This is a genomic window from Pigmentiphaga sp. GD03639 (genome assembly GCF_029845405.1).
GTDB lineage: Bacteria > Pseudomonadota > Gammaproteobacteria > Burkholderiales > Burkholderiaceae_B > Pigmentiphaga > Pigmentiphaga daeguensis.
The window spans coordinates 1-21,399 of the sequence record NZ_JAOCLR010000047.1; the positions used below are offsets into that span (position 1 = coordinate 1).

At 68.6% G+C, this 21,399-nt stretch carries 21 protein-coding genes; 14 read left to right on the forward strand and 7 right to left on the reverse strand.

Annotated elements, in window-relative coordinates; translation table 11 throughout:
- Positions 1 to 936 (reverse strand): tripartite tricarboxylate transporter substrate-binding protein (locus N5K27_RS27410; protein WP_279820691.1); only part of this gene is annotated, 936 nt, incomplete at its 3' end.
- 289 nt (positions 937 to 1,225) lie between these two features.
- Here N5K27_RS27410 and N5K27_RS27415 point away from each other — a divergent pair.
- The 12 genes from N5K27_RS27415 to N5K27_RS27470 all read left to right on the forward strand — a co-directional run bounded on the left by N5K27_RS27415 (position 1,226) and on the right by N5K27_RS27470 (position 12,047).
- Positions 1,226 to 2,359, forward strand: a complete 1,134-nt coding sequence (locus N5K27_RS27415; RefSeq protein ID WP_132980682.1) for a cupin domain-containing protein — start codon at positions 1,226 to 1,228, stop codon at positions 2,357 to 2,359.
- Positions 2,360 to 2,448: 89 nt separating this feature from the next.
- Positions 2,449 to 3,360: a fumarylacetoacetate hydrolase family protein gene (locus N5K27_RS27420; protein WP_132980683.1), complete on the forward strand. Its 912-nt coding sequence runs from the start codon at positions 2,449 to 2,451 to the stop codon at positions 3,358 to 3,360.
- A 64-nt stretch (positions 3,361 to 3,424) separates the two neighbouring features.
- Complete coding sequence (locus tag N5K27_RS27425; protein WP_132980684.1) at positions 3,425 to 4,591, forward strand: ABC transporter substrate-binding protein; 1,167 nt, start codon at positions 3,425 to 3,427, stop codon at positions 4,589 to 4,591.
- A gap of 2 nt (positions 4,592 to 4,593) precedes the next feature.
- The gene (locus tag N5K27_RS27430; RefSeq protein ID WP_087836572.1) at positions 4,594 to 5,499 is read left to right on the forward strand and encodes a branched-chain amino acid ABC transporter permease; all 906 of its coding nucleotides are present in this window, start codon (positions 4,594 to 4,596) and stop codon (positions 5,497 to 5,499) included.
- Between the two features lie 5 nt (positions 5,500 to 5,504).
- Positions 5,505 to 6,521, forward strand: coding sequence for a branched-chain amino acid ABC transporter permease (locus N5K27_RS27435; RefSeq protein WP_132980685.1), 1,017 nt, complete (start codon positions 5,505 to 5,507; stop codon positions 6,519 to 6,521).
- On the forward strand, positions 6,514 to 7,281 hold the full coding sequence (locus N5K27_RS27440) for an ABC transporter ATP-binding protein (protein WP_243724696.1): 768 nt from the start codon (positions 6,514 to 6,516) through the stop codon (positions 7,279 to 7,281). The genes N5K27_RS27435 and N5K27_RS27440 overlap by 8 nt, the downstream gene beginning before the upstream one ends.
- Entirely contained in the window at positions 7,275 to 7,973 is a 699-nt protein-coding gene (locus N5K27_RS27445) for an ABC transporter ATP-binding protein (RefSeq protein ID WP_132980686.1), read from the forward strand. Before N5K27_RS27440 ends, N5K27_RS27445 begins: the two co-directional genes overlap by 7 nt.
- Before the next feature lie 20 nt (positions 7,974 to 7,993).
- Positions 7,994 to 9,022: a carbon-nitrogen hydrolase family protein gene (locus N5K27_RS27450; RefSeq protein ID WP_132980687.1), complete on the forward strand. Its 1,029-nt coding sequence runs from the start codon at positions 7,994 to 7,996 to the stop codon at positions 9,020 to 9,022.
- 4 nt (positions 9,023 to 9,026) lie between these two features.
- Entirely contained in the window at positions 9,027 to 9,803 is a 777-nt protein-coding gene (locus tag N5K27_RS27455; RefSeq protein ID WP_279820697.1) for an Asp/Glu racemase, read from the forward strand.
- A gap of 45 nt (positions 9,804 to 9,848) precedes the next feature.
- A complete protein-coding gene (locus N5K27_RS27460; protein ID WP_087836566.1) occupies positions 9,849 to 10,628 on the forward strand; it encodes an FCD domain-containing protein in 780 nt (259 codons plus the stop codon).
- The gene (locus tag N5K27_RS27465) at positions 10,609 to 11,490 is read left to right on the forward strand and encodes an alpha/beta hydrolase (RefSeq protein WP_279820700.1); all 882 of its coding nucleotides are present in this window, start codon (positions 10,609 to 10,611) and stop codon (positions 11,488 to 11,490) included. Before N5K27_RS27460 ends, N5K27_RS27465 begins: the two co-directional genes overlap by 20 nt.
- 62 nt (positions 11,491 to 11,552) lie before the next feature.
- Positions 11,553 to 12,047 (forward strand): MarR family winged helix-turn-helix transcriptional regulator, encoded by a 495-nt coding sequence (locus N5K27_RS27470; protein ID WP_279820701.1) that lies wholly within the window; start codon positions 11,553 to 11,555, stop codon positions 12,045 to 12,047.
- Positions 12,048 to 12,053: 6 nt separating this feature from the next.
- On the opposite strand, the gene N5K27_RS27475 is transcribed toward N5K27_RS27470, so the two are convergent.
- Positions 12,054 to 13,457, reverse strand: coding sequence for an MFS transporter (locus tag N5K27_RS27475; RefSeq protein ID WP_279820703.1), 1,404 nt, complete (start codon positions 13,455 to 13,457; stop codon positions 12,054 to 12,056).
- A 60-nt stretch (positions 13,458 to 13,517) separates the two neighbouring features.
- Positions 13,518 to 14,636 carry an NAD(P)/FAD-dependent oxidoreductase gene (locus N5K27_RS27480; RefSeq protein WP_279820705.1) on the reverse strand — a complete coding sequence of 373 codons (1,119 nt, stop codon included), beginning with the start codon at positions 14,634 to 14,636 and terminating at the stop codon, positions 13,518 to 13,520.
- Between the two features lie 221 nt (positions 14,637 to 14,857).
- Between N5K27_RS27480 and N5K27_RS27485 the strand changes: the two genes are divergently transcribed.
- Both N5K27_RS27485 and N5K27_RS27490 read left to right on the forward strand, forming a co-directional pair.
- A complete protein-coding gene (locus N5K27_RS27485; RefSeq protein ID WP_279820707.1) occupies positions 14,858 to 15,730 on the forward strand; it encodes an alpha/beta hydrolase in 873 nt (290 codons plus the stop codon).
- Positions 15,727 to 16,671, forward strand: coding sequence for a VOC family protein (locus N5K27_RS27490; protein WP_176400615.1), 945 nt, complete (start codon positions 15,727 to 15,729; stop codon positions 16,669 to 16,671). The genes N5K27_RS27485 and N5K27_RS27490 overlap by 4 nt, the downstream gene beginning before the upstream one ends.
- Here the strand turns inward: N5K27_RS27490 and N5K27_RS27495 are convergent.
- From N5K27_RS27495 to N5K27_RS27510, 4 genes are read right to left on the reverse strand one after another with little or no spacing between them, the layout of a single operon-like run.
- Positions 16,668 to 17,516, reverse strand: a complete 849-nt coding sequence (locus N5K27_RS27495) for a cytochrome b561 domain-containing protein (RefSeq protein ID WP_254914528.1) — start codon at positions 17,514 to 17,516, stop codon at positions 16,668 to 16,670. The genes N5K27_RS27490 and N5K27_RS27495 overlap by 4 nt on opposite strands.
- Positions 17,506 to 18,954, reverse strand: coding sequence for a sulfatase-like hydrolase/transferase (locus tag N5K27_RS27500; protein ID WP_279820710.1), 1,449 nt, complete (start codon positions 18,952 to 18,954; stop codon positions 17,506 to 17,508). The genes N5K27_RS27495 and N5K27_RS27500 overlap by 11 nt, the downstream gene beginning before the upstream one ends.
- Entirely contained in the window at positions 18,955 to 19,935 is a 981-nt protein-coding gene (locus N5K27_RS27505) for a tripartite tricarboxylate transporter substrate binding protein (RefSeq protein WP_279820712.1), read from the reverse strand.
- Between the two features lie 21 nt (positions 19,936 to 19,956).
- Positions 19,957 to 21,399, reverse strand: coding sequence for an aldehyde dehydrogenase family protein (locus N5K27_RS27510; protein ID WP_279820715.1), 1,443 nt, complete (start codon positions 21,397 to 21,399; stop codon positions 19,957 to 19,959).

The following is a 21,399-nucleotide window of genomic DNA, read 5'->3' on the forward strand; positions in this document are numbered from 1 at the left end:
TTTCTCCCACTTCTGCATTTCTTTTTTCACCATGGCGGCGAATGCTTCGGGCGGCATGGTGCTGGCTTCGAACCCTATGTTGGCGAGCTTGGCCCGTACGTCGTCGGCCCGGGCCGCCGCCATCAGTTCGCTGCGCAGCTTGGCGATGACGGGCGCGGGAGTCCCGGCGGGAACCCATACCCCGACCCAGGATTCGTCTTCGAAATCGGCGAACCCCGCCTCGCCTATGGTGGGTACGTCGGGAAGGGCGGGGCTGCGTTTCGTGCTCGTCACGGCCAGGCCCACCAGCCGTCCCGACTTGATCAACGGCACGGCCGGCGGCAGCGCGGTGGCGGACAGTTCCACCTCATTGGCCATGGTGGCCTGCATGGTCGCGGGTATGCCCTTGTAGGGCACGTGCATGACGTTGACCTTGGCCAGCACCTTGAACAGATAATCGGCCGACATCTGCGGCGTGGTGCCATAGCCCGGCGAGCCATAGTGCAGATCCTTGCCCTGGCGCGCGCGCTCGACGGCGTCCTTGAGGGACCGGACGCCGCTGGTCGGGCTCGTGACCAGGATGTTGGGGGCGGTGGCGAGCAGCGCGACGGGGACCAGGTCTTTCTCGGAGTCGTATCCCGGATCCTTGTAGAGATAAGGAGTGACCGCGAAAGCGGTGGAGCTGACCAGGACGTTGTAGCCATCGGCCGGCGCCTTGGCCGTCGCCTGGATCGAGATCAGCGCCCCCGCCCCGGCGCGGCTCTCGACCACCACCGGATGCGATGTGGTTTCGGTGATCTTCTGGGCGAAGATGCGGCCCACCACGTCCTGGGGGCTGCCGGTCGAGGCGGTGATGAACTTGATCGGCTTGCTGGGATAGGCCTGCGCCAACGCAGCGGGGGCGGCGCCCAGGGAAAGTGCGATGCCGAGCAGCCGAACGCGATTGTTCAGGGTCATCAGCGTCTCCATGATGTCTGTCTTGTTGGGGATTCCACAGGCGTCGGGCCGGGTCTGCTGACCTGCCGGAGCCGCGTACGCCGTGGAGGGCCCGAGTATTCTAGGCAGGCCGCAAGCGGGGAAATGTGCTGTTCATGCAGGAACAGTTGATCGCTGTTGTGCCGTTGGCATGGATGGCAAGCCTCGCGATGCCGGGAAGAACTTTCCTGGTAAACCCTGGTATTGATTTTCTTGTGAAAAACGTGATGTGGGGGATAGTATTTCGAAAAGATAAAATCTTTTATAAAAAATGGAGTCCGCCATGGCGCGACACGATGCGTATCGGGAAGAGGTAATCGGCAGGGCCAACGTGGGTGATACGCCCGAGCTGGTCGCGTACTACGAGGAACTCGCCAAGTACGAGACCGGCGCGCTGTGGACCGTGGCCAACAAGATCGAGCCGTGGCAACCCAAGTCGGAATCGGTGCCGGTGGTCTGGCGCTACCGCGACCTGCGCGAGCACGTACTGCGCTCGGTGGACCTGGTCACGCCGGAGCAGGCCGGCCGCCGCGTCATCTACCTGAACAACCCCGGCCGGCGCGAGGTGTCGGCGGCCGTGGGCTGGCTGTATTCGGGCCTGCAGGTCATGCACCCGGGCGAGGTCGCCTCGGCCCACTGCCATTCGTCCAGCGCGCTGCGCTTCATCATGGAAGGGCGGGGCGCCTACACCATCGTCGACGGGCACAAGATGACCCTGGGCGCGAACGACTTCGTGCTGACGCCCAACGGCACCTGGCACGAGCACGGCGTCAGCGAGGAAGGCACGCCCTGCATCTGGCAGGACGGGCTGGATATTCCGCTGGTCAACGCGCTGGAAGCCGGCTTCTACGCCGTGCACCCGGACCTGAATCAGGCCGTGACCCACCCGGTGGACGATTCCACCGCCGCCTGGGGCGGCGTGGCGCTGCGGCCCTATGGCGAGACCTGGAACAAGCCGTATTCGCCGCTGTTCAAGTACGAGTGGGAACCGACTTACGAGGCCTTGCGGCGCTACGCCGCGACCACCGACGGCAGCCCGTACGACGGCGTGCTGATGAACTACACCAACCCCGCCACCGGTGGTCCGGTCATGGCGACCATGGGCGCCAGCATGCAGATGCTGCGGCCCGGCGAAAAGACCAAGGCCCACCGGCACACGGGCAGCTTCCTCTACCAGGTGGCCAAGGGCAAGGGCTATTCCATCATCAACGGCCGCCGCTACGACTGGCAGGAGCGCGACATTTTCTGCGTGCCGTCCTGGGCCTTTCACGAACATGCCAACGCGTCCGACCGCGACGACGCCTGCCTGTTCTGCTTCAACGACCTGCCGGTCATGCATGCGCTCAAGCTTTACCGCGAGGAAGCGCTGGCGGAAAACGATGGCCACCAACCGCTGATCGGCTAGTCCCCACCTGATTCGATGCTTGTCATACACCGCGGGTCCGGCCCGCGGCGGGATTCTTGTCGCCTCGCGCGACCCTATGGAGAACAGAAATGCGTCTTGTGACCTACCGCACCACCGTTGCCGAACAAGCCCGCCTGGGGGCGGTGGTGGGCGACCGCGTGGTGGACCTGGCCCGTCTGGGGGCCGTGGCCGGCGTGCCGCTGCCCGACGACATGCTGGCCTTCATCGACCTCGGTCCGGACGCGGTACGGTCGGCCACCGAGCTGTTGAAGGCCCACGAAGGCAAGTGGCCGGTGGGCACGGCGATCCCGGCCGGGAACGCCCGCCTGCTGGCGCCCATCCCGCGGCCGCGCAAGAACATCTTCGGCATCGGTCTGAACTATGTCGAGCACGTGGAAGAGTCCAGCCGCACGCTGGACACCTCGAAGGACCTGCCCACCAAGCCGGTCATCTTCTCGAAGCCGCCCACCAGCGTGATCGGTCCGGGCGAAGCCATCGAGCACAACGGCAACATCACCCAGCAGCTCGATTGGGAGGTGGAGCTGGCGGTGATCATGGGGCGGCGCACGCACCGAGTGGCCGAGGCCGACGCGCTGGACTACGTGTTCGGCTACAGCGTGATGATCGACGTCAGCGCGCGCGACTGCCGCCGCGCCGGGCAGTGGATCTATTCCAAGGGCCAGGACACCTACGGTCCCTTCGGCCCCTGCATCGTGACCGCCGATGAAATCCCCGATCCGCACGTGCTGGACCTGTCGCTGACCGTCAACGGCGTGACCAAGCAAAGCTCGAACACCCGCCACATGCTGTTCAAGGTGCCGCACCTGATCGCCGACATCAGCGCCGCCATGACCATGGAGGCGGGCGACATCATCGCCACCGGCACGCCCGAGGGCGTGGGCGCCGGCCGCACGCCGCAGGAGTGGCTGTGGCCGGGCGACGTGGTCGAGGCCCACGTCGAGAAGATCGGCTCGCTGCGCCATCCGGTGGTGGCCGTCTAGGGTCCAAGCCCCGCGCCCGCGCGGGTTCATTCCAGCTGTTGCAGTACATCCATAGGGAACAACAATGGTCAGGAACATGATCCGGGGCGGACTGTGCGCGCTCCTTCTCGCGGGTGCCGGCGCGGCGCAAGCCCAGGCGCCGGTGAAGATCGGCTTCATCACCACGCTGTCGACGCCCGCCGGCTACATCGGCGAGGACGAGCGCGATGGCTTCAACCTGGCGATCAAGCAGGGCGGTGGCAAGCTGGGCGGCGTGCCGGTGGAGCTGGTGGTCGAGGACGACGCCTTGAAGCCGGCCAATGCCAAGCAGGCCGCGGACCGCATGCTGCAATCGGGCATCAAGCTGTTCACCGGCGTGAATTTCTCGAATGTGCTGGCGGCCGTGGCGCCGGGCGTGCTGCGCGACGGCGCCTATTACGTGAGCCTGAACCCCGGCCCTTCGACCTTTGCCGGCGAGAAGTGCGACAAGAACTATTTTGTCGCCTCGTACCAGAACGATGCCTATCACTCGGCGGGTGGCCATGCCGCGAACGAGCTGGGCTACAAGCGCGTGGTGCTGCTGGCGCCCAACTATCAGGCGGGCCGCGACGCGCTGGCCGGCTTCAAGCGCACCTACAAGGGCGAAGTGGTGGCCGAGATCTATACCAAGCTCGACCAGTCGGACTTCTCGGTGGAAATGGCGCGCGTGCGGTCGCTGGCGCCGGATGCGGTCTACCAGTTCCACCCGGGCGGCGCGGGCATCAACTTCGCCAAGCAATACGCCAACTCGGGCCTGAACAAGACCGTGCCGATGCTGATGCCGGCCTTCTCGATGGATGGCCGCATGCTGGCGGCCTCGGGCGCCTCGGCCGAAGGCTTCTATACCGTGGGGATGTGGTCGACCGAGATGGACAATCCGCAAAGCCGCGCCTTCGTGAAGGCCTTCACCGACGCCTACGGCCGCAAGCCTACCGACTACGGCATGCAGGCCTATGACACGGCGCTGCTGATCGGCTCGGCGCTGAAGGCGGTCAACGGCGACCTTTCCAAGGGCGATGCCTTCCGCGCCGCGCTGCTCAAGGGCGACTTCCCGACGCTGCGGGGCAAGTTCCGCTTCAACCACAACCAGCATCCCATCCAGGACTACTACTTGATGCGGATCGAACGCAGCGGCAACGAGTTCGTGCCGAAGGTCGTGCGCAAGGTAGTCAGCGACGACCAGGACGCCTACGCCGGCCAGTGCAAGCTCTGACCATGGCCCTGCTCTTCGAACAGCTGTTGAACGGCCTGCAGTTCGGCGCCATGCTCTTCATGCTGGCGTCGGGCCTGACCCTGATCTTCGGCATCATGGGGGTCATCAACCTGACCCACGGGTCGTTCTACATGGTCGGAGCCTATTGCGGCGCGTTCGCGCTCGGGCACACCAACTCGTTCGCCGCCGGCGTGGTGGCCGCCCTGGCCGGCGCCGCGCTGTACGGGCTGCTGGTGGAGTTCGCGGTGATCCGGCGCCTGTACAAGCGCGACCACCTGTACCAGGTGCTGGCGACCTTCGGGCTGATCCTGTTCACCAACGAGGCGGTCAGCATGATCTTCGGGCGCCAGCCGCCCATGGTCGAGATCCCCGCCTTCCTGGACGGCACGGTGCCGCTGGCGCCGGGCTTCCGCTACCCGCTGATGCGCCTGGCCTTCATCGTGGTGGGTGCGCTGGTGGCGCTGGGGCTGTGGTTCCTGATCAACCGGACGCGCGTGGGCATGCTGGTGCGCGCCGGAGCCGACGACCGCGAGATGGTGGACGCGCTGGGCATCGACATCCAGAAGCTCTACAGCGTGGTATTCGGGCTGGGGGCGCTGTTGTGCGGCCTGGCCGGGGTGATGGCGGCGCCGCTGCTGGCGGTGGAAATCGGCATGGGCGAGCGCGTGCTGATCACCACCTTCGTGGTCATCGTGATCGGTGGCGTGGGATCGGTGCGCGGGGCGATGGCCGGTGCGCTGCTGGTCGGCATGGTGGACAGCCTGGGTCGCGCCTATTTCCCGCAACTGCTGGGCGCGATGCTGTCGCCCGAGGTGGCCGACATGCTGGCGGCCGGGCTGGTGTCGGCCAGTGTCTACGTGCTGATGGCGCTGGTGCTTATCTTCCGACCGAAGGGACTCCTGGGATGAACCGGATGAGTGGAATCGCGGTACCCGGGCGCGGCACGGCGGGCCTGTTCACGCAATGGAATCGCCGGGCCGTGTTCGGCTGGGTGGGCCTGTTGCTGCTGGCCCTCGTGCCGGTGGCTTCGCACGCCACCGATACGCCCTATCTGATCAACGCGATGACGCGTTTCGTCATCTACGGGCTGGCGGCGGTCAGCCTGGACCTGGTGCTGGGCTACGGCGCGCTGATCAGTTTCGGCCACGCCATGTTCTTCGGCCTGGGCGGCTACGTGGTGGCCATCATCACCTTCCATGCGGTAGAGGCCGGGCCGCTGTTCGGCTGGGCCGGCAGCACGCAGGCGCTGGTCGTCTGGCCCATCGCGCTGGCATGCTGCGCGCTGCTGGGCTGGGTGGTGGGCTACCTGGCGCTGCGGACCAGCGGGGTGCAGTTCATCATGATCACGCTGGCCTTCGGGCAGATGATGTATTTCATCCTGGTGTCGCTGCAGGTGTACGGCGGCGACGACGGCCTGATGATGTCGCAGCGCAGCCGGCTGCCGGGCATCGACCTGGCGGACCCGGTCAGCTTCTATTACTTCAGCCTGGCCGTGCTGGCGCTGTGGACCGTCTTCTGCGTGAAGCTGGTCAACTCGCGCTACGGCATGGTGCTGCAGGCGCTGCGCCAGAGCGAGCGGCGCGCGGTCAACCTGGGCGTGGCGCCCATGCCGTACCGGCTCAGCGCCTTCGTGATCTCGGCCGTGGGCACCGGCATGGCCGGCATCCTGTGGGCCAACTACGCCGAGCTGGTCACGCCCGACATGGCGGCGTGGACCAAGTCGGGCGAATTGATGGCCATCGTCATCCTGGGCGGCGTGGGCACGCTGCTGGGGCCTATCGCGGGCGCCGGGGTGTTCCTGGGCCTGGAGCAGGCGCTGTCCGCCTGGACCGAGCACTGGATGTTCATCATGGGACCCATCCTGGTGCTGGTGGTGCTGGCCGGCAAGCATGGGCTATTCGGCCACTGGCTAGGGAAGCGCCATGGATAGCGCGGTCATGGAAGAAGTCCTGCTGGACGTGCGCGGCCTGCGCAAGTCCTTCGGCGCGGTGGCGGCCACGCAGAACGTGGACCTGACCGTGCGCGCGGGCGAGATCCACGCGCTGATCGGTCCCAACGGCGCGGGCAAGTCCACGCTGATCACGCAGATCTGCGGCGAGATCCGGCCCGACGCGGGCCGGATCCACCTGGTCGGGCGCGACGTGACGGCGATGCCGGCCTACGAGCGGGCGCGGCGCGGCCTGGGGCGGTCGTTCCAGATCACCCAGCTGTGCCTGGAGTACACGGCCATCGAGAACGTCATGCTGTCGCTGACCGTGGGGCCGCGCACGATCTTTTCGATCTGGTCCGATCCCCGGCGCGATGCCAGGCTGGCCGAGCGCGCGCAATCGTGGCTGGAGCGGGTGGGGCTGGCCGACCGTGCCGACGTGCCGGCGGCCGACATGGCCCATGGCGAGCGGCGCCAGCTGGAACTGGCGGTGGCGCTGGCGCGCGAGCCGCGCCTGCTGCTGCTGGACGAGCCCATGGCCGGCATGGGGCCCGAGGAATCGGCGCGGATGACGCGGCTGCTGGCCGGCATGCGCGAGCGTTATGGCATCCTGCTGGTGGAGCACGACATGGACGCGGTGTTCGCCCTGGCCGACCGCATCAGCGTGCTGGTCTACGGCAAGCTCATATTCACCGGCAGCTGCGACGAGGTGCGCCAGCATCCCGAGGTGCGCAGCGCCTATCTGGGAGACGCGGCATGCTGAGCGTGGACGGCATCCGGGCGGGATACGGATCGAGCGAGGTGCTGTTCGGCCTGTCGTTCGAGGCCAGGCAGGGCGAGGTCGTGTCCCTGATCGGCCGCAACGGCATGGGCAAGACCACCACCGTGCGCACGCTGATGGGCATGCTGCCCGCGCGTGCCGGCCGCGTCGCCATACAGGGCCGGGACCTCGCCAACCAGGCGCCGCACACGGTGGCGCGGCTGGGCGTGGGCCTGGTGCCCGAGGGGCGGCGGGTGTTCGGCTCGCTCACGGTGGAGGAAAACCTGGTGGCCACGCGCCGCGCCGGCCGCGGCGCCTCGGGCTGGGACCTGCCTCGCATCTACCAGCTCTTTCCCCGGCTGGGCGAGCGGCGCCGCCAGTCGTCGCGCACGCTGTCGGGCGGCGAGCAGCAGATGCTGGCCATCGGCCGCGCGCTGATGACCAACCCGCTGCTGCTGGTGCTGGACGAGGCCACCGAGGGGCTGGCGCCCATCATTCGCCAGGAGATCTGGCGCTGCCTGGACGTGCTCAAGCGCGAAGGGCTGACCATCGTGGTGATAGACAAGAACCTGGCCGAGATGCGCACGCTGGTCGACCGCCACCATATCGTCGAGAAGGGGCGGGTGGTATGGGCGGGCACGCCGGACGAACTGTCGGGCCAGCCTGAACTGGCCCAGCGCTATCTGGGACTCTGATCGAGGACGCAAGGAACATCATGTTGAATCTCCCCCGTTTCAAGGCCGCGGCCGTGCAGGCCGCTCCGGTCTTCCTGGACACCGACGCCACCGTGGACAAGGTGTGCGCGCTGATCGAGGAGGCCGCCGGCAACGGCGCCTCGCTGGTGGCCTTTCCCGAGGTGTTCGTGGCCGGCTATCCGTACTGGAACTGGATCATGACGCCCATCGAGGGCAGCCCGTGGTTCGAGAAGCTGTGCCGCAGCGCCATCGAGATCCCCGGCCCCGAGATCCGGCGCATCGCCGCCGCCGCGCAGGCATGCAAGGTGCACGTGGTGGTGGGCGTGAACGAGCGGGCCGCGCACGGCCTGGGCACGATCTACAACACGCTGGTCACCATCGGCCCCGACGGCAAGCTGCTGGGCCGCCACCGCAAGCTGGTGCCGACCTGGGCCGAGAAGCTGACCTGGGCCAATGGCGACGGCTCCTCCCTGCGCGTGCACGACACGGCCATCGGCCGGCTGGGCGCGCTGGCCTGCGGCGAGAACACCAACACGCTGGCGCGTTTCTCGCTGCTGGCGCAAGGCGAACTGGTGCACGTGGCCAGCTACATCTCGCTGCCGGTGGCGCCGGCCGACTACGACATGGCCGAGGCCATACGCGTGCGCGCGGCCGCCCACAGCTTCGAAGGCAAGGTCTACACGGTGGTGTCGTGCTCCACCATCTCGGAAGAGATCGTCGAGGCCATGGCGGCCTCCCATCCGCACACGCGCGACCTCCTGCGCCGCTCGAACAGCGCGTTCTCCGGCATCCTGGGCCCGGACGGCCGCGTCATCGGCGAACCGCTGATCGACCGCGAAGGCATCGTCTACGCCGACGTGGACCTGTCGCGCTGCATCCAGCCGCGCCAGATGCACGACATCATCGGCCACTACAACCGTTTCGACGTGTTCGACCTGCGCGTGAACCGGCGCACCCAGCAGCCCGCGCAGTTCCTGGACGATCCCGATCCGCTGCCGGACCAGTCCTTCGACGCCGCGCCGCCATCCCCGACTTCCCCCGAGGCCTGACCCCATGACCGCCATTCCGACCCGCGCCGCCGGCGCGCCCATCAAGATCGGCCAGATCGTTCCGTCGTCCAACACCACGATGGAAACCGAGATTCCCGCCATGTTCCGCGCCCGCGAAGCCGTGGCGCCCGAACGCTTCACCTTCCATTCCAGCCGCATGCGCATGAAGAAAGTGACCAAGGAAGAGCTGGAGGCCATGGACCGCGACAGCGACCGCTGCGCGATCGAGCTGTCGGACGCGCGCGTGGACGTGCTGGGCTACGCCTGCCTGGTGGCCATCATGAGCATGGGCAAGGGCTACCACCGCGTGTCCGAGGAGCGCCTGACCCGCCGCACCGAAGAGAACGGCGCGCCGGCGCCGGTGGTGACCAGCGCCGGCGCGCTGGTCGACGGCCTGCACGCCATGGGCGCGAAACGCGTATCGGTGGTCTGCCCCTACATGAAGCCGCTCACGAAGCTGGTCGTGGAATACATCGAAAGCGAGGGCATCGAGGTCAAGGACCACGTCGCGCTGGAGATCCCGGACAACCTGCAGGTGGCGGCCCAGGACCCGGCGCGCCTGGTCGAGATCTACAAGCGCCTGGACCGGGGCAACATCGACGCCCTGGTGCTGTCGGCCTGCGTGCAGATGCAATCGCTGCCCTCGATCCAGAAGGTGCAGGACGAATCGGGCATCCCCACGGTCTCGGCGGCGGTGGCCACTTCGTGGCAGATGATGCGCAAACTGGGACTGTCCACGAGCGTGCCCGGCTGCGGCGAATTATTATCTGGGAAGTTCTGAATCCGCCGCCCCCGCGCGGGGCGGGCCTTGCCCAGGAGAAGCGAGTTGAAACCACGAGTGAAGGCGGCCCGGCAGGAGTCCGGCGTGCCTTACGATGCGCCGGACGGCGAGGTCGAGGAGATCACCCTGGCCGAGCAGGTCTACCGCTCGCTGCGGCGCGATCTCATCTCGGGGGACATCGAGCCTGGGCAATCCCTGCGCCTGGAGTTCCTGAAACAGCGCTACGGCATCAGCTTCTCGCCCATCCGCGAGGCGCTGAACCGCCTGCAGAGCGAACGCATGGTCGTATCGACCGCCTCGCGCGGCTTCCGGGTCGCCCCGTTCTCGCGCGAGGAAATGTGGGACGCGGCCGAGACCCGCATCCTGATCGACTGCGAGGCCATGCGCCGGTCGCTCAAGAACGGCGACGATGTCTGGGAAACCCGCCTGGTGGCGGCCTACCACGCGCTCAATCTGGCTGCCCGGCGGGTCCACGACATGCCGGCGCCCGACGACGAGGCCAGCGAGATGCTGGAACAGCGCCACCTGGATTTCCACCGCGCGCTGATCGCGGCCTGTGGCTCGCGCTGGTTGATGGAGCTGTCGCTGCAGATGTACACGCAAACCGAACGCTACCGGCGCCCCACGCTGCGCGGCCGCTCCGGATGGGGCGACGTGGGCCGCGACGTCGGCCGCGAGCACCAGGACCTGATGGATGCCGCGCTGGCGCGCGACAGCAAGCGCGCCGTCGCGCTGCTGGCCGAGCACTACCGCAAGACGGTGGCGCTGATCGAACGCTTCACTCCCTTCAAGGACATCGCCTCGCATGACTCCCAGGAAGCCTGACCTGCTGTTCGCCGATCTGGCGCAGCGCGCCGTGCAGTACAACGCCCGCGCCTCGGTGCCCGACTTCGACGCCTGCGTGCGCGAGTACGCCGAGCTGGCCGAGGCGGCGCGCGACCGCTGCGCCGCGGTATGCGACCTGCACTACGGCATGGGCGCGGCCGAACGCCTGGACATCTTCCTGCCGGCTGCGGCGCACCGGCCGGCGCCCGTGTTCGTGTTCATCCATGGCGGCTACTGGCGTTCGCAGACCAAGGAAGACGCACCCATCATGGCGCCCGTGTTCAACGCCGCCGGCGTGGCCGTGGTGCCGGTCGAATACACGCTGCTGCCCGAGGGCACGCTGGCCGAGACGGTGCGCGAGGTGCGTTCGGCCGTGGCCTGGATCTACCATCATGCCGACCGCTACGGACTGGACCGCGATCGCATTTACGTGGGCGGCAGCTCGGCGGGCGGGCACCTGGCCGGCATGCTGGCCGCCACCGGCTGGCAGGACAAATACCGCGTGCCCGACGACGTGATCAATGGCGTGCTGGCGCTGAGCGGCCTGTTCGACCTGCGGCCGCTGTGCGACATCAACGTCAATGAATGGCTGCGGCTGTATCCCGACCAGGCCGAGCGCCTGAGCCCGATGTTCTCGCTGCCGCGCCGCGGGCTGCCGGTGGTCACCGCGGTGGGCGGGCTGGAGACCGACGGCTTCAAGCACCAGACCGCCGCCTACGAGGACGCGTGCCGCGAAGCGGGGGTGGAGGTCACGCGGGTGGAGGCGGCCCACTGCAACCACTTCAACCTGTTGTGCGAGCTGGCGAAGGCGGACAGCCCGCTTACGCGCGCGACGCTGGAGATGATCGGGCGCGGCACCTGACCCCAGGGTTCCGTGGCGCGGGGGGCGCTTATATAATCAGCCGCTTCCGGGCCCGAGCCACCATGAACCAGTCCTCCCCTTCGTCCCGTTCGCCGCTCGCCATGCCGGCCCAGGCCGAAGGCTACCTGCCGCACGCCCTGAGCCGGCTCATGAACGGGCTGAACGCGCGCCTGATGAAGGCCCTGCGGCCCACCGACCTGACCATCCAGCAATTCCGCGTGATGCAGTTCCTGCGCTGGGTGGACGTGGCCTCGATCAGCGAGATCTGCAAGGGCACCGTCATCGAGCAATCGGTGGTCAGCCGCATCGTCGACCAGCTCCAGCAGCGCGGCTTCGCCTCGCGCAGCCGCAGCGCCGCCAGCGGCCGGGTGGTCGAGGTCAAGCTGACGGCGGTGGGCGTGGCGGTGTATGACGCGCTCGATCCGCAGGCGCGCAAGATCGTCGAAGCCACGACCTCGGTGCTGGACCCGGCCGAGCAGCGGCAGCTGCATGGCTTGCTGGGCCGGTTGTTCGAGCAGGTGCAGAAGCTGGAGCAGGACGACGGCGAGCAGGCCTGACCGCCGTCAGGCGTGCAACTGCTCGAGCACCTTGCCGCGCGTCTCGATACCCAGCCAGGCCACCGCCAGCGCCGTCAGCAGCGGCACCGCGCCCAGCACGTAGAACGCCAGGTCCATGCTGCCCTTGGCCATCAGCGCGGCCACGATCATGGGCGCGATCATGGCCGAGAGCTTCACCCAGGTCCCGCCCAGTCCGCATCCCAGCGCGCGGATGCTGGTGGGATACATCTCGGGCGTGTAGACGTAGGAAATGATGAAGCCGCAGGCCAGGAAGCCCCAGGCCAGCGAGCACAGCGTCGCCACGACATAGATGCTCTGCCCGGACAGCGCGCCGGCCAGGCCCAGCGTGATGGCGCACAGCAGGAAGGCGGCGACGATGACGGGCTTGCGGCCGAACCTGTCCACGGTCAGCGCCGCCACCAAAGAGCCCGCCACGCCCAGCGCGGATGCGCCCAGCGACAGGTTCAACGCCTGTTGCAGCGGCACCTTGTACACCGTCTGGTAGATGGTGGGCAGCCAGGTCGACAGGCCATACTGGATGAAGCCGCACGAGGACCATAGCAGCGCCACGACGACGTTGCGGCTCAGGTAGGCCCGGCTGAACAGGTCGCGCACCGTGCGGCGGGGATGCGACGCGAGCATGGCGTCGTAGCGGTGCGCGTCCTGCGGCTCGGCCAACGCCACGCGCGCGCTGGACTCGAAGCGCGCCAGCGCGGTATCGGCATCGGCCAGCCGGCCCTTCTCGGCCAGCCAGCGGGGCGACTCGGGAATCACGCGCGGCAGCAGGAACATCAGGACGACAGGCACGCCGCCGAGGTAGTACATGATCTCCCAGCCGTGGCGCGGCACCAGCCAAGCGCCCAGGGCGGCCGAGGCCAGCAGGCCGATGGGGTAGATGATCTCGTACAGCAAGACGAAGCGGCCGCGGTTGCCGGCGCGCGTGATCTCGTTGATGTAGGTGGCGGCCACCGGCAGTTCGCCGCCCAGGCCTATGCCTTGTATCACCCGCAGCAGCAGGAAGATCTCGAACGAGGGCGCGAAGCCGCAGGCGATGCTGGTGATGCCGATGATGCCCGAGCTGTAGGCGATGGCGCGCACCCGGCCGTGGCGCTGTGCGTACAGGGGAAAGAGGAAGGTGCCGATCAGTTGGCCGACCGCCGCCGCCGCGATCAGCAGGCCGATCTGAGTGGAACTCAGGCCCCATTGCCTGATCAGCAGCGGCAGCGTGGTGGCGATCGCGATGGCGTCGAAGCCGTCGAAGAAGGTGGCCATGCCCACCAGCAGCCGGGCGCGTATCTGCATGCCGCTCGCGGTCAGGCGTTCGATGCGCGCGATGATGGTGCCGCTGGTCAGGAGCGGCGCGCGCTGGCCGTCGGCCTCGGCGCTCAGGGAAAGATCGGAAACACCCATGAGTATCCCCCGTCGGGTTGATCGTGAATGGCAGGAAGGCAGGCGGCGCGGGGCCGGGTCTCAGGTTCCGGTGGGGGAGTGGTGGGCGGTGCGCATGCGCTGCTCCAGCAGCCAGTGCGAGCGGCCGGCCAGGTTGAACGTGAACGACCGCAGCCGTTCCGGCCACCTGCCCACCGCGCCGTAGAGGCGCGAGACGCGCTGCGTGTGTTCGGTCAGCGGCCGTTCGCGCGCCTCCCAGCGCCGCAGCGCGCTGCCCAGGTCGGGGTCCTGGTCCACCGCCACGGCCAGGCCCAGCGCGTTCATCATGGCGCAGCCGCCGCCCTGGCCCAGGTTGGGGGCCTGCGCATGGGCGGCGTCGCCCACCACCGCCACCCGGCCCGACGACCACGTGCGCAGGTGGATGGTCTCGAACGGATCCCAGCGTCCCAGCGTGCCGATGCGTTCGAGCAAGGGCCGCAGGTGGGGGAACGAGGCGCCCCAGGTGCGCGCATCCAGCGGCAGGGCTTGGCCGGCGGTGTCGTCCAGCAGCGTCGTCAACGCCAGGTACAGCCATGGCTTGCCGCAGGGCACGTACAGCAGCCGGCGCTTGCCGGACCAGTGCTCGACGATCTCGTCGGCGGAATCGACGGCGTCGCCGCGCCGGGGCATCAGCACGCGGATCGCGCCGTCGCCTATGGTGACGCGCGACTTGAGCAGGCCCAGCGCATCGCGGATGCGCGAATTCACGCCATCGGCCGCCACGACGAGGTCGGCGGTGGCGCGCTCGCCGCTGGCCAGCGTCAGTTCGCCGCGCGGCGTGGCCGACACCACCTCGGAATTCATGACGATCTCGGCGCCGGCGCGCCGCGCCGCCTGGGCCACCGCTTCCAGCAACTGCTGCCGAACCACGGTGTAGACCCTGCCGTCCTGGCTGGTGTTCAGACGCGCCAGCAGCCTGCCCCGGGCGTCGCGGGTCTCGCGCGCCGGCGCCTGGTGCCCGCCCGCCACGGCTTCGTCGTAGGCGCCGATGGCGCGCAGCACCTTCAGGCCGTTCTCGAAGATGAAGATGCCGGCGCCCGCGGTGCGCAGGCTGCCCGCCCGCTCATGCACGCGCACCGACCAGCCGCGCTGCGCCAGCGCGGCCGCCGCGGTCAGGCCGGCGAAGCCGGCTCCGGAGATTTCTGCGTGACGCCTTGCCATCTGCTGACTCCTGGGGGCGAGCGGTTCTCGCCATGACGGCTAAGTTAGACCCTTTGTTTTATATATGCAATTACATTTAAATGATTTCATGATTAGGATAAACACCAAGTAGATTTGGTGTAGAAGTAATTCCCAATATAAATGTAGTTGCATATATAAGCTGCGTGAGCTACCTTGTCCCCATCGCGGCCGGCATCGCCCGGCCTGTCTGCGGAGCATCCATGGCATTCGACGATCTTCCGGCATTACCTCCCATGCTGCACGCCGGCGCGGCCGGCTATGCCTGCCGCGCGCTGGCGGCGACCGCCGAAGTCATGGGCCGGCATCGCGTCCTGGCCGACCAGCCCTATGGCGGCGACTACTGGCAGAAGGTCGACGTCTACCTACCCGATGCGCCGCCGGGTCCGCTGCCGGTGCTGCTGTATTTCCATGGCGGCGCCTGGATGAACGGCTACAAGGAATGGATGGGCTACCTGGCGCCGCCGGTGCTGGCCATGCCGGCCGTGTTCGTCTCCGCTTCGTACCGGCTGGCCCCGTCCGTGGGCATGAGCGAGATCGTGGACGACTGCGTGGCCGCGCTGCGCTGGGTCCACCAGCACTGCGCCGCGCTGGGCGGCGACCCGGGCCGGATCGCGGTAGGCGGGCATTCGGCCGGCGGCCATCTTGCGGCGGTGCTGGCCTTGCGTCCGGACCTGTGCCGCGCCGCCGGGCTGCCCGGCGACGTGGTCAAGGCCTGCCTGCCTTCCAGCGCGCCGCTGGACCTGGATTTCCTGCAACGGCCCGCGGCCGAGGCCGATCGCAGGATGCGGGAAGCGCTGGGCGGCGGCCTGGACGCCTGGAGCCCCGCGCGGCATGTGGCGGGCAACGCGGTGCCCTTCCACCTGGCCTGGGGCGAACACGATTTTGCGCGCACCCGCGAACAGAACCAGGCGTTCGCGCGCGCGCTGGCCGCGCAGCCCGGCGCCCGCGTGAGCTGGCAGGTGCTGCCTGGCGACCACTTCACCTCGCACGAAGCCTGCGCCGACCCGGCCGGCGAATGGTCGCGCGCGGCCGGCCTTCTACTTTCGACCCTCACCACAGGAAAACCACAATGAACCAGGGAGCCATCTTCCAACCCCGCCGCCTGGGGCACGTGAACCTCGTCGTGGCCGATCTGCAGCGGTCCATCGACTTCTATCGCGACGTCTGCGGCCTGAACCTGGAGTTCACCGAAAGCGGGCTGCGCGCCGCCTTCATGGGCACCGGCCATACGCCTCACGACGTCGGCATGATGGAGCGCACGAGCGAGGCCCGCCAGGGCCGCGACGGCCACACGCAGATCGCCAAGGGCACGGCGCGGGCGATCAACCTGAACCACATCGCCTGGGAGATGGACACCGAAGCCGAGCTGGTGCGCGCCTACGAGCGCGCGCGCGCCGCCGGCATCGCGGTGCCGCGCACGCTCGACCACCAGATCGCCCACAGCGTCTACCTGAAGGACCCCGACGGCAACACCAACGAGTTCTACGCCGACACCATCAAGGACTGGCGCGCCGTTCTGCACGGCGACGTCGAATTGATCACATCGACCTGGAAGCCGGGCAGCGAGGCGCCCGCGACCGACCGGCGCTGGAGCGCCGAGCCAGATCGCCGGCCCGTGCCCGGCGCGGTCATGCAACCCCTGCGGCTGTCGCACGTCGTGCTGACGACGACGTCGCTGGCGCCCATGGAGGCGTTCTATACCGAAGTGGCGGGGCTGGAGATGGTGGCGCGATCTGAACGCGGCATCCTGCTGCGCGCCTCGGGGCACCCGACCGCCTATCAGTTGGCGATCATCCAGGGCGACGTGGCCGGCATGCACCACTACAGCTTCGACGTAGCTGGCGCCACGGACCTGGACGCGGCCGCCGGGCGGCTGCGGTCGCTGGGATGCCTGACGGGCGCGCCAGCGGCGCGCAGCCTGACGGCCGTCGATCCCGATGGCTTCCTGGTGGAGTTCGCCCAGGCCGGCGAGGCCGACCTGGCCAGGCTGGAAGATGCGTTGAGCGCGGCCTAGGCGGCGGGTGGTGTTCCGACCTGGCTCGAGCGCACGCCGGAAGCGCGCAGTTGCCGGATGCCCGGCCCGATGGGCGGCCGGCGATTGCCGGGGTGGCGCGGGTCGGCGCCCCAGATCGCCTGGTAGGTATCGATGCACCAGCCGCGGCATTGCAGCCACGCGAACGCGCCGGCCCATGCCAGGCTCCAGGCGCCGATCAGCACCGGCATCCAGCGCGGCGCGTTGACGTACAGCAGTCCGGTAACGATCGCCACGGCCGCCACGGCCAGCGCCAGATAGCCCGCCAGCTTGTGCGCAGCCTCGAACACGACGCGCCGGCCGGTCATGTCGTAATGGTCGCCCGGTTCGTCCGGATTCCCCTTCGAACCGCGCAGCATGCCGCCCAGCACCTGCAACGCGGCCAGCGCACAGGTCGCCCAGGCCGAGGCGCGATGCACGCGGGCCAGCCCCGTGTCCGACCCCGACGTTTGCCAGACCAGCGCCACCGCCCCCGTGGTCGCCAGCACCCCCCCGATCTGGAGCGCGAGGTGCGCGTGCCACCAACACTTGTTGTCCAGCGCCGCCGGCCACGCCTGCCGTGGCATGACCTTGAAGAAACGCGCCGCGAGGATGCCCAGCGGGATCATGACCGCCCAGGCCAGCACCATCGCGCGCGCATGCCAGGCCTGGGCCATGTCGATGCGGTGCGGCCGGCCGTCCACCATCGACTGTTGCAGCCATGCCAGCGCGTCGGCGCCGGCTACCCAGGCCAGCACGGCCAGCGCCACCAGAATCGCCGCGCCGGCGCCGGCCAGCACGCCGGGGCCGGGCAGCAGCGGGCCGCGTCCGAGCGGGTCATTGTTCATTGAGCAGCTTGACCTCTTCGCCCGGGATGGGGGTGTAGCTGCTGCCGCCCCGCTTGAGGATGCGCTCGGCGCCGCCATGCTGGGCGATCAGCGCGGCCTGGTCCCGCTTGGCCTGCCGGTCCACCGCCTCGGGATCCAGCAGGCCGCGCAGGTGCGCCTCGAATCCGGCCAGCAGCGGCGTGCTCTCGGGCTTGCCCGCCAGGTCGTGCAATTCCTCGGGGTCCTGCTGCAGGTCGAACAGCTCGGGCGCGTAGCCGGTGTAGTGAATATATTTGTGATGGCCGCGGCGTAGCATGTAGGCGGCGCTGACCGATCCGGCCGCGTGGTACTCGCTCAGGATGGTGCGCTGGCCGTCGTCCGGCCCGGCGGCGATCTCCAGCAGCGACTTGCCGGGCAGCCCCGTGGGGCACTCCAGGCCGGCCGCCTGCATGACGGTGGGATACATGTCCACGTGCGAGACCGGCGTGCGCACCTTGCGGCCGGCCGCGAAGCCGGGGCCGCTGGCCAGCATGGGGATGCCGGCGGATTCCTCGTACATGGTCGACTTGCCCCACAGCGAGCGCGAGCCCAGGTTGTCGCCGTGGTCGGACAGGAAGATGACGCGGGTGTCCTGCGCCAGCCCGCTGGTCTCCAGCGCATGCAGGACGCGTCCGACGTTGTGGTCCAGGAACGAGCACAGTCCGAAGTACGAGGCGATGGCGATGCGCCGCTGCTCGTCGCTTTCGAAGTGCGAGTCGAAACGGTAGCAGTCGTTCCAGGCCTGTATCCACGGATGTAGCGGGCCCGATGCCCGCTTGGGCAGGGGGATGGCCTTGGGGTCGTACATCGCGTAGAACTCGGGTGGAGCGATCAGCGGCGAATGGGGGGCGATGTAGGAGGTGAACAGCGCCCACGGCTGGTCCTGGCGCTGGCGGCCGCGGGCATGCAGCCACTCGACCGTCTTGTCGGTGATGTCGCGGTCGTAGCGGGTGTAGCTGCTTTCGCCGGGGCCGATGCTCTTGGCCAGGTCGGCCGACTGGTGGCGGATGGGCAGCGGGTCGCGTATCAGGCCGTACAGGTCGCCGACCCCGGCCTCGATGTGCATGGGGATGATCTGCTCGGTGAAGCCGCCGTCGATGTCGTCGCCGGTGTAGTGCAGCTTGCCGATGGACACCGCCAGCCGCCCGGCGTCGCGCAGCGCGTGGGCCCAGCTGGGGACGCGTCCGTCGTAGGCGATGGCGTTGTCCCAGTAGCCCGTCTCGTGCACGTGGCGGCCGGTGGCGAAGGCCGCCCGTGCCGGCACGCAGATGGGCGAGCTGGAATAGGCGGCCTCGAACGAGGTGCTGCGCGCCGCCAGCCGGTCCAGGTTGGGGGTGCGTACCATGGGATGGCCGTTGTAGCCGAGCACTTTCTTGTTGTGCTCGTCGTCCATGATGATCAGCAGGTTGGAGGGTTTCATCTACTGTGCCTTGATGCCGTTGTCGTCGACGATTTTCGTCCAGCGCGCGGTTTCCGCGGTGACTTTTTCGGCCAGTTCCTTGCCGGTGCTGCCCGTGGGCGCGGCGCCCAGCGCTTCGAACTGCTTCTTCACTTCGGGAGACTGTAGGGCCTTGTTCACCGCCGCTTCCAGCGTGGCGCGCACGGGAGCGGGCAGGCCGGCCGGCGCGAACAGCGCGTGCCAGTTGTCCACGTCCAGCTCGGGCAGTCCGGCCTCCGGCGCGGACGGCACGTCGGGGAACTGCGGGAAGCGCTTGTCGGCGGTCACGAACAGGGGCGTCACGCGCTTGGCTTGCACCAGGCCGATTGCAGCGGCGATGCCGGCGAAGCCGATCTGGGTCTCGCCGCCCGCCACCGCGGTCAGCGCCGCGCCGCCGCTCTTGTACGGAACGTGCAGTAGTTCCGTGCCCATCTGCTTGCCCAGCAGCACGCCGGCCAGGTGCTGGGGACCGCCTACGCCGGGCGAGGAATAGCTGTACGAGCCCTTGGCCGCCTGTTTCAGCTTGGCGCGCAGTTGCTCGACGCTGGCGATGCCGGTGGCCGGGGATGCCACCAGCACCAGCGGTACCGAGGCGACCATGCTGATGGGAGTGAAGCTCTCGGTGGGCTTGTACTTGATGGGGTAGAAGGACGGGGCCAGCGCGATGTTGGACACCGTGCCCATCAGCAGGGTGTAGCCGTCGGGCGCGGCCGAGGCCACCGCGTTGGCGCCTATGGTGCCGGTGGCGCCGGCGCGGTTCTCGACGATGACGGCCTGCCCCAGCCCCGCGGACAGTTCCTTGCCCAGCACACGGGCCAGTACGTCCGGCGCGCTGCCGGCTTCCGAGCCGACGATGATCCTGACCGGCTGGCTGGGAAAGTTGCCCTGGGCCTGCGCGGCGGGCGGGGCAAGCAGCGTGCAGGCGGCGGCCAGGGCCAGCCCGCGGCGGGTGGGAAAGTGCATGTTCGTCTCCTGGATGGTTTTTCAGCTTGCGATGTAGGCGGTCTTGACCGTGGTGTAGAACTCGGCCGCGTGGCGGCCTTGCTCGCGCGGGCCGTAGGACGAAGCCTTGGTGCCGCCGAAGGGCACGTGATAGTCGACGCCGGCGGTGGGCAGGTTCACCATCACCATGCCCGCCTGGGCGTGCTGCCGGAAATGCGTGGCGTGCTTGAGCGAGGTCGTGCAGATGCCCGAGGCCAGGCCGAACTCGGTGTCGTTGGCCAGGTGCAGGGCCTCGTCGTAGTCGCGGGCGCGCAGCACGCTGGCGACGGGGCCGAAGACTTCCTCGCGGTTGATGCGCATGCCGGGCTCGGTGCCTGTTACCAGCGCGGGCGCCTGGAAATAGCCGACGGTGTCGCGCTCCAGCGTCTCGCCGCCGATGATGGCCTGCGCGCCCTCGCGCCGGGCGATGTCGAGGTAGGACAGGTTCTGCGCGAGCTGGCGCTCGTCCACCACCGGCCCGATGTCTACGCCGGCACGCAGCGCGTGGCCGACGTTCAGCCTGGCCATGCGCTCCCGCATCGCCTGTACGAAGCGGTCATGGATGCCGGCGGCCACGATCAGCTTGCTCGATGCCGTGCACCGCTGGCCGGTGGAAAAATACGAGCCCTGCACCGCGGTTTCCACGGCCTGCTCCAGGTTGGCGTCGTCCAGCACCACCAGCGGGTTCTTGCCGCCCATCTCGCATTGCACCTTGGCGCCGCGCGCGGTGGCGCCGGCGATGATGCGGCGGCCGGTGGCCACCGAACCGGTGAAACTGATGGCCTGGACCTCGGGGGAATCGACGAAGGCCTGGCCGACCGCCGAGCCGGCGCCCATGACGAGGTTGAACGCGCCCTTGGGCAGCGCGGTGCGCGACAGGATCTCGGCCAGCAGCCAGGCCGAACCCGGCACCAGCTCGGCGGGCTTGAAAACCACGGTGTTGCCGTAGGCCAGCGCCGGCGCGATCTTCCACGCCGGGATGGCAATGGGGAAGTTCCACGGCGTGATCAGACCGACCGTGCCCACCGGCTGGCGGAACACTTCCACGCCGACATTGGGGCGGACCGACGGCAGCAAGTCGCCGGGCGTGCGCAGGGCCTCGCCGGCGAAGAACTTGAAGATCATCGCGGCGCGCGCGACCTCGCCCATGCCCTCGGGCAGGGTCTTGCCTTCCTCGCGCGACAGCATGCGGCCGATTTCCTCCTTGCGCGCCAGCAACTCGTTGCCGACCGCGTCCAGCACGTCGAAGCGCTGCTGGGGCGTGGACGCGCCCCAGACCGGCCGGGCCCGCGCCGCCGCGGCGATGGCGCGGTGCGCCAGCTCGGCGTCGGCCTGTGCGTACAGGCCGATCACGTCGCTGGTGTCCGAGGGGTTGACGTTGGGGCGGGCGGAAACGCCCGGCACCCATTCGCCGGCTATGTACAGATGGTATTCCGGTGTGTTCAT

Coding starts and splice junctions, on each gene's coding strand:
- N5K27_RS27415 (WP_132980682.1), top strand. CDS start 1,226: ATGGAGTCCGCCATGGCGCGACACGATGCGTATCGGGAAGAGGTAATC.
- N5K27_RS27420 (WP_132980683.1), top strand. CDS start 2,449: ATGCGTCTTGTGACCTACCGCACCACCGTTGCCGAACAAGCCCGCCTG.
- N5K27_RS27425 (WP_132980684.1), top strand. CDS start 3,425: ATGGTCAGGAACATGATCCGGGGCGGACTGTGCGCGCTCCTTCTCGCG.
- N5K27_RS27430 (WP_087836572.1), top strand. CDS start 4,594: ATGGCCCTGCTCTTCGAACAGCTGTTGAACGGCCTGCAGTTCGGCGCC.
- N5K27_RS27435 (WP_132980685.1), top strand. CDS start 5,505: ATGAGTGGAATCGCGGTACCCGGGCGCGGCACGGCGGGCCTGTTCACG.
- N5K27_RS27440 (WP_243724696.1), top strand. CDS start 6,514: ATGGATAGCGCGGTCATGGAAGAAGTCCTGCTGGACGTGCGCGGCCTG.
- N5K27_RS27445 (WP_132980686.1), top strand. CDS start 7,275: ATGCTGAGCGTGGACGGCATCCGGGCGGGATACGGATCGAGCGAGGTG.
- N5K27_RS27450 (WP_132980687.1), top strand. CDS start 7,994: ATGTTGAATCTCCCCCGTTTCAAGGCCGCGGCCGTGCAGGCCGCTCCG.
- N5K27_RS27455 (WP_279820697.1), top strand. CDS start 9,027: ATGACCGCCATTCCGACCCGCGCCGCCGGCGCGCCCATCAAGATCGGC.
- N5K27_RS27465 (WP_279820700.1), top strand. CDS start 10,609: ATGACTCCCAGGAAGCCTGACCTGCTGTTCGCCGATCTGGCGCAGCGC.
- N5K27_RS27470 (WP_279820701.1), top strand. CDS start 11,553: ATGAACCAGTCCTCCCCTTCGTCCCGTTCGCCGCTCGCCATGCCGGCC.
- N5K27_RS27475 (WP_279820703.1), bottom strand. CDS start 13,457: ATGGGTGTTTCCGATCTTTCCCTGAGCGCCGAGGCCGACGGCCAGCGC.
- N5K27_RS27480 (WP_279820705.1), bottom strand. CDS start 14,636: ATGGCAAGGCGTCACGCAGAAATCTCCGGAGCCGGCTTCGCCGGCCTG.
- N5K27_RS27485 (WP_279820707.1), top strand. CDS start 14,858: ATGGCATTCGACGATCTTCCGGCATTACCTCCCATGCTGCACGCCGGC.
- N5K27_RS27490 (WP_176400615.1), top strand. CDS start 15,727: ATGAACCAGGGAGCCATCTTCCAACCCCGCCGCCTGGGGCACGTGAAC.
- N5K27_RS27495 (WP_254914528.1), bottom strand. CDS start 17,516: ATGAACAATGACCCGCTCGGACGCGGCCCGCTGCTGCCCGGCCCCGGC.
- N5K27_RS27500 (WP_279820710.1), bottom strand. CDS start 18,954: ATGAAACCCTCCAACCTGCTGATCATCATGGACGACGAGCACAACAAG.
- N5K27_RS27505 (WP_279820712.1), bottom strand. CDS start 19,935: ATGCACTTTCCCACCCGCCGCGGGCTGGCCCTGGCCGCCGCCTGCACG.
- N5K27_RS27510 (WP_279820715.1), bottom strand. CDS start 21,399: ATGAACACACCGGAATACCATCTGTACATAGCCGGCGAATGGGTGCCG.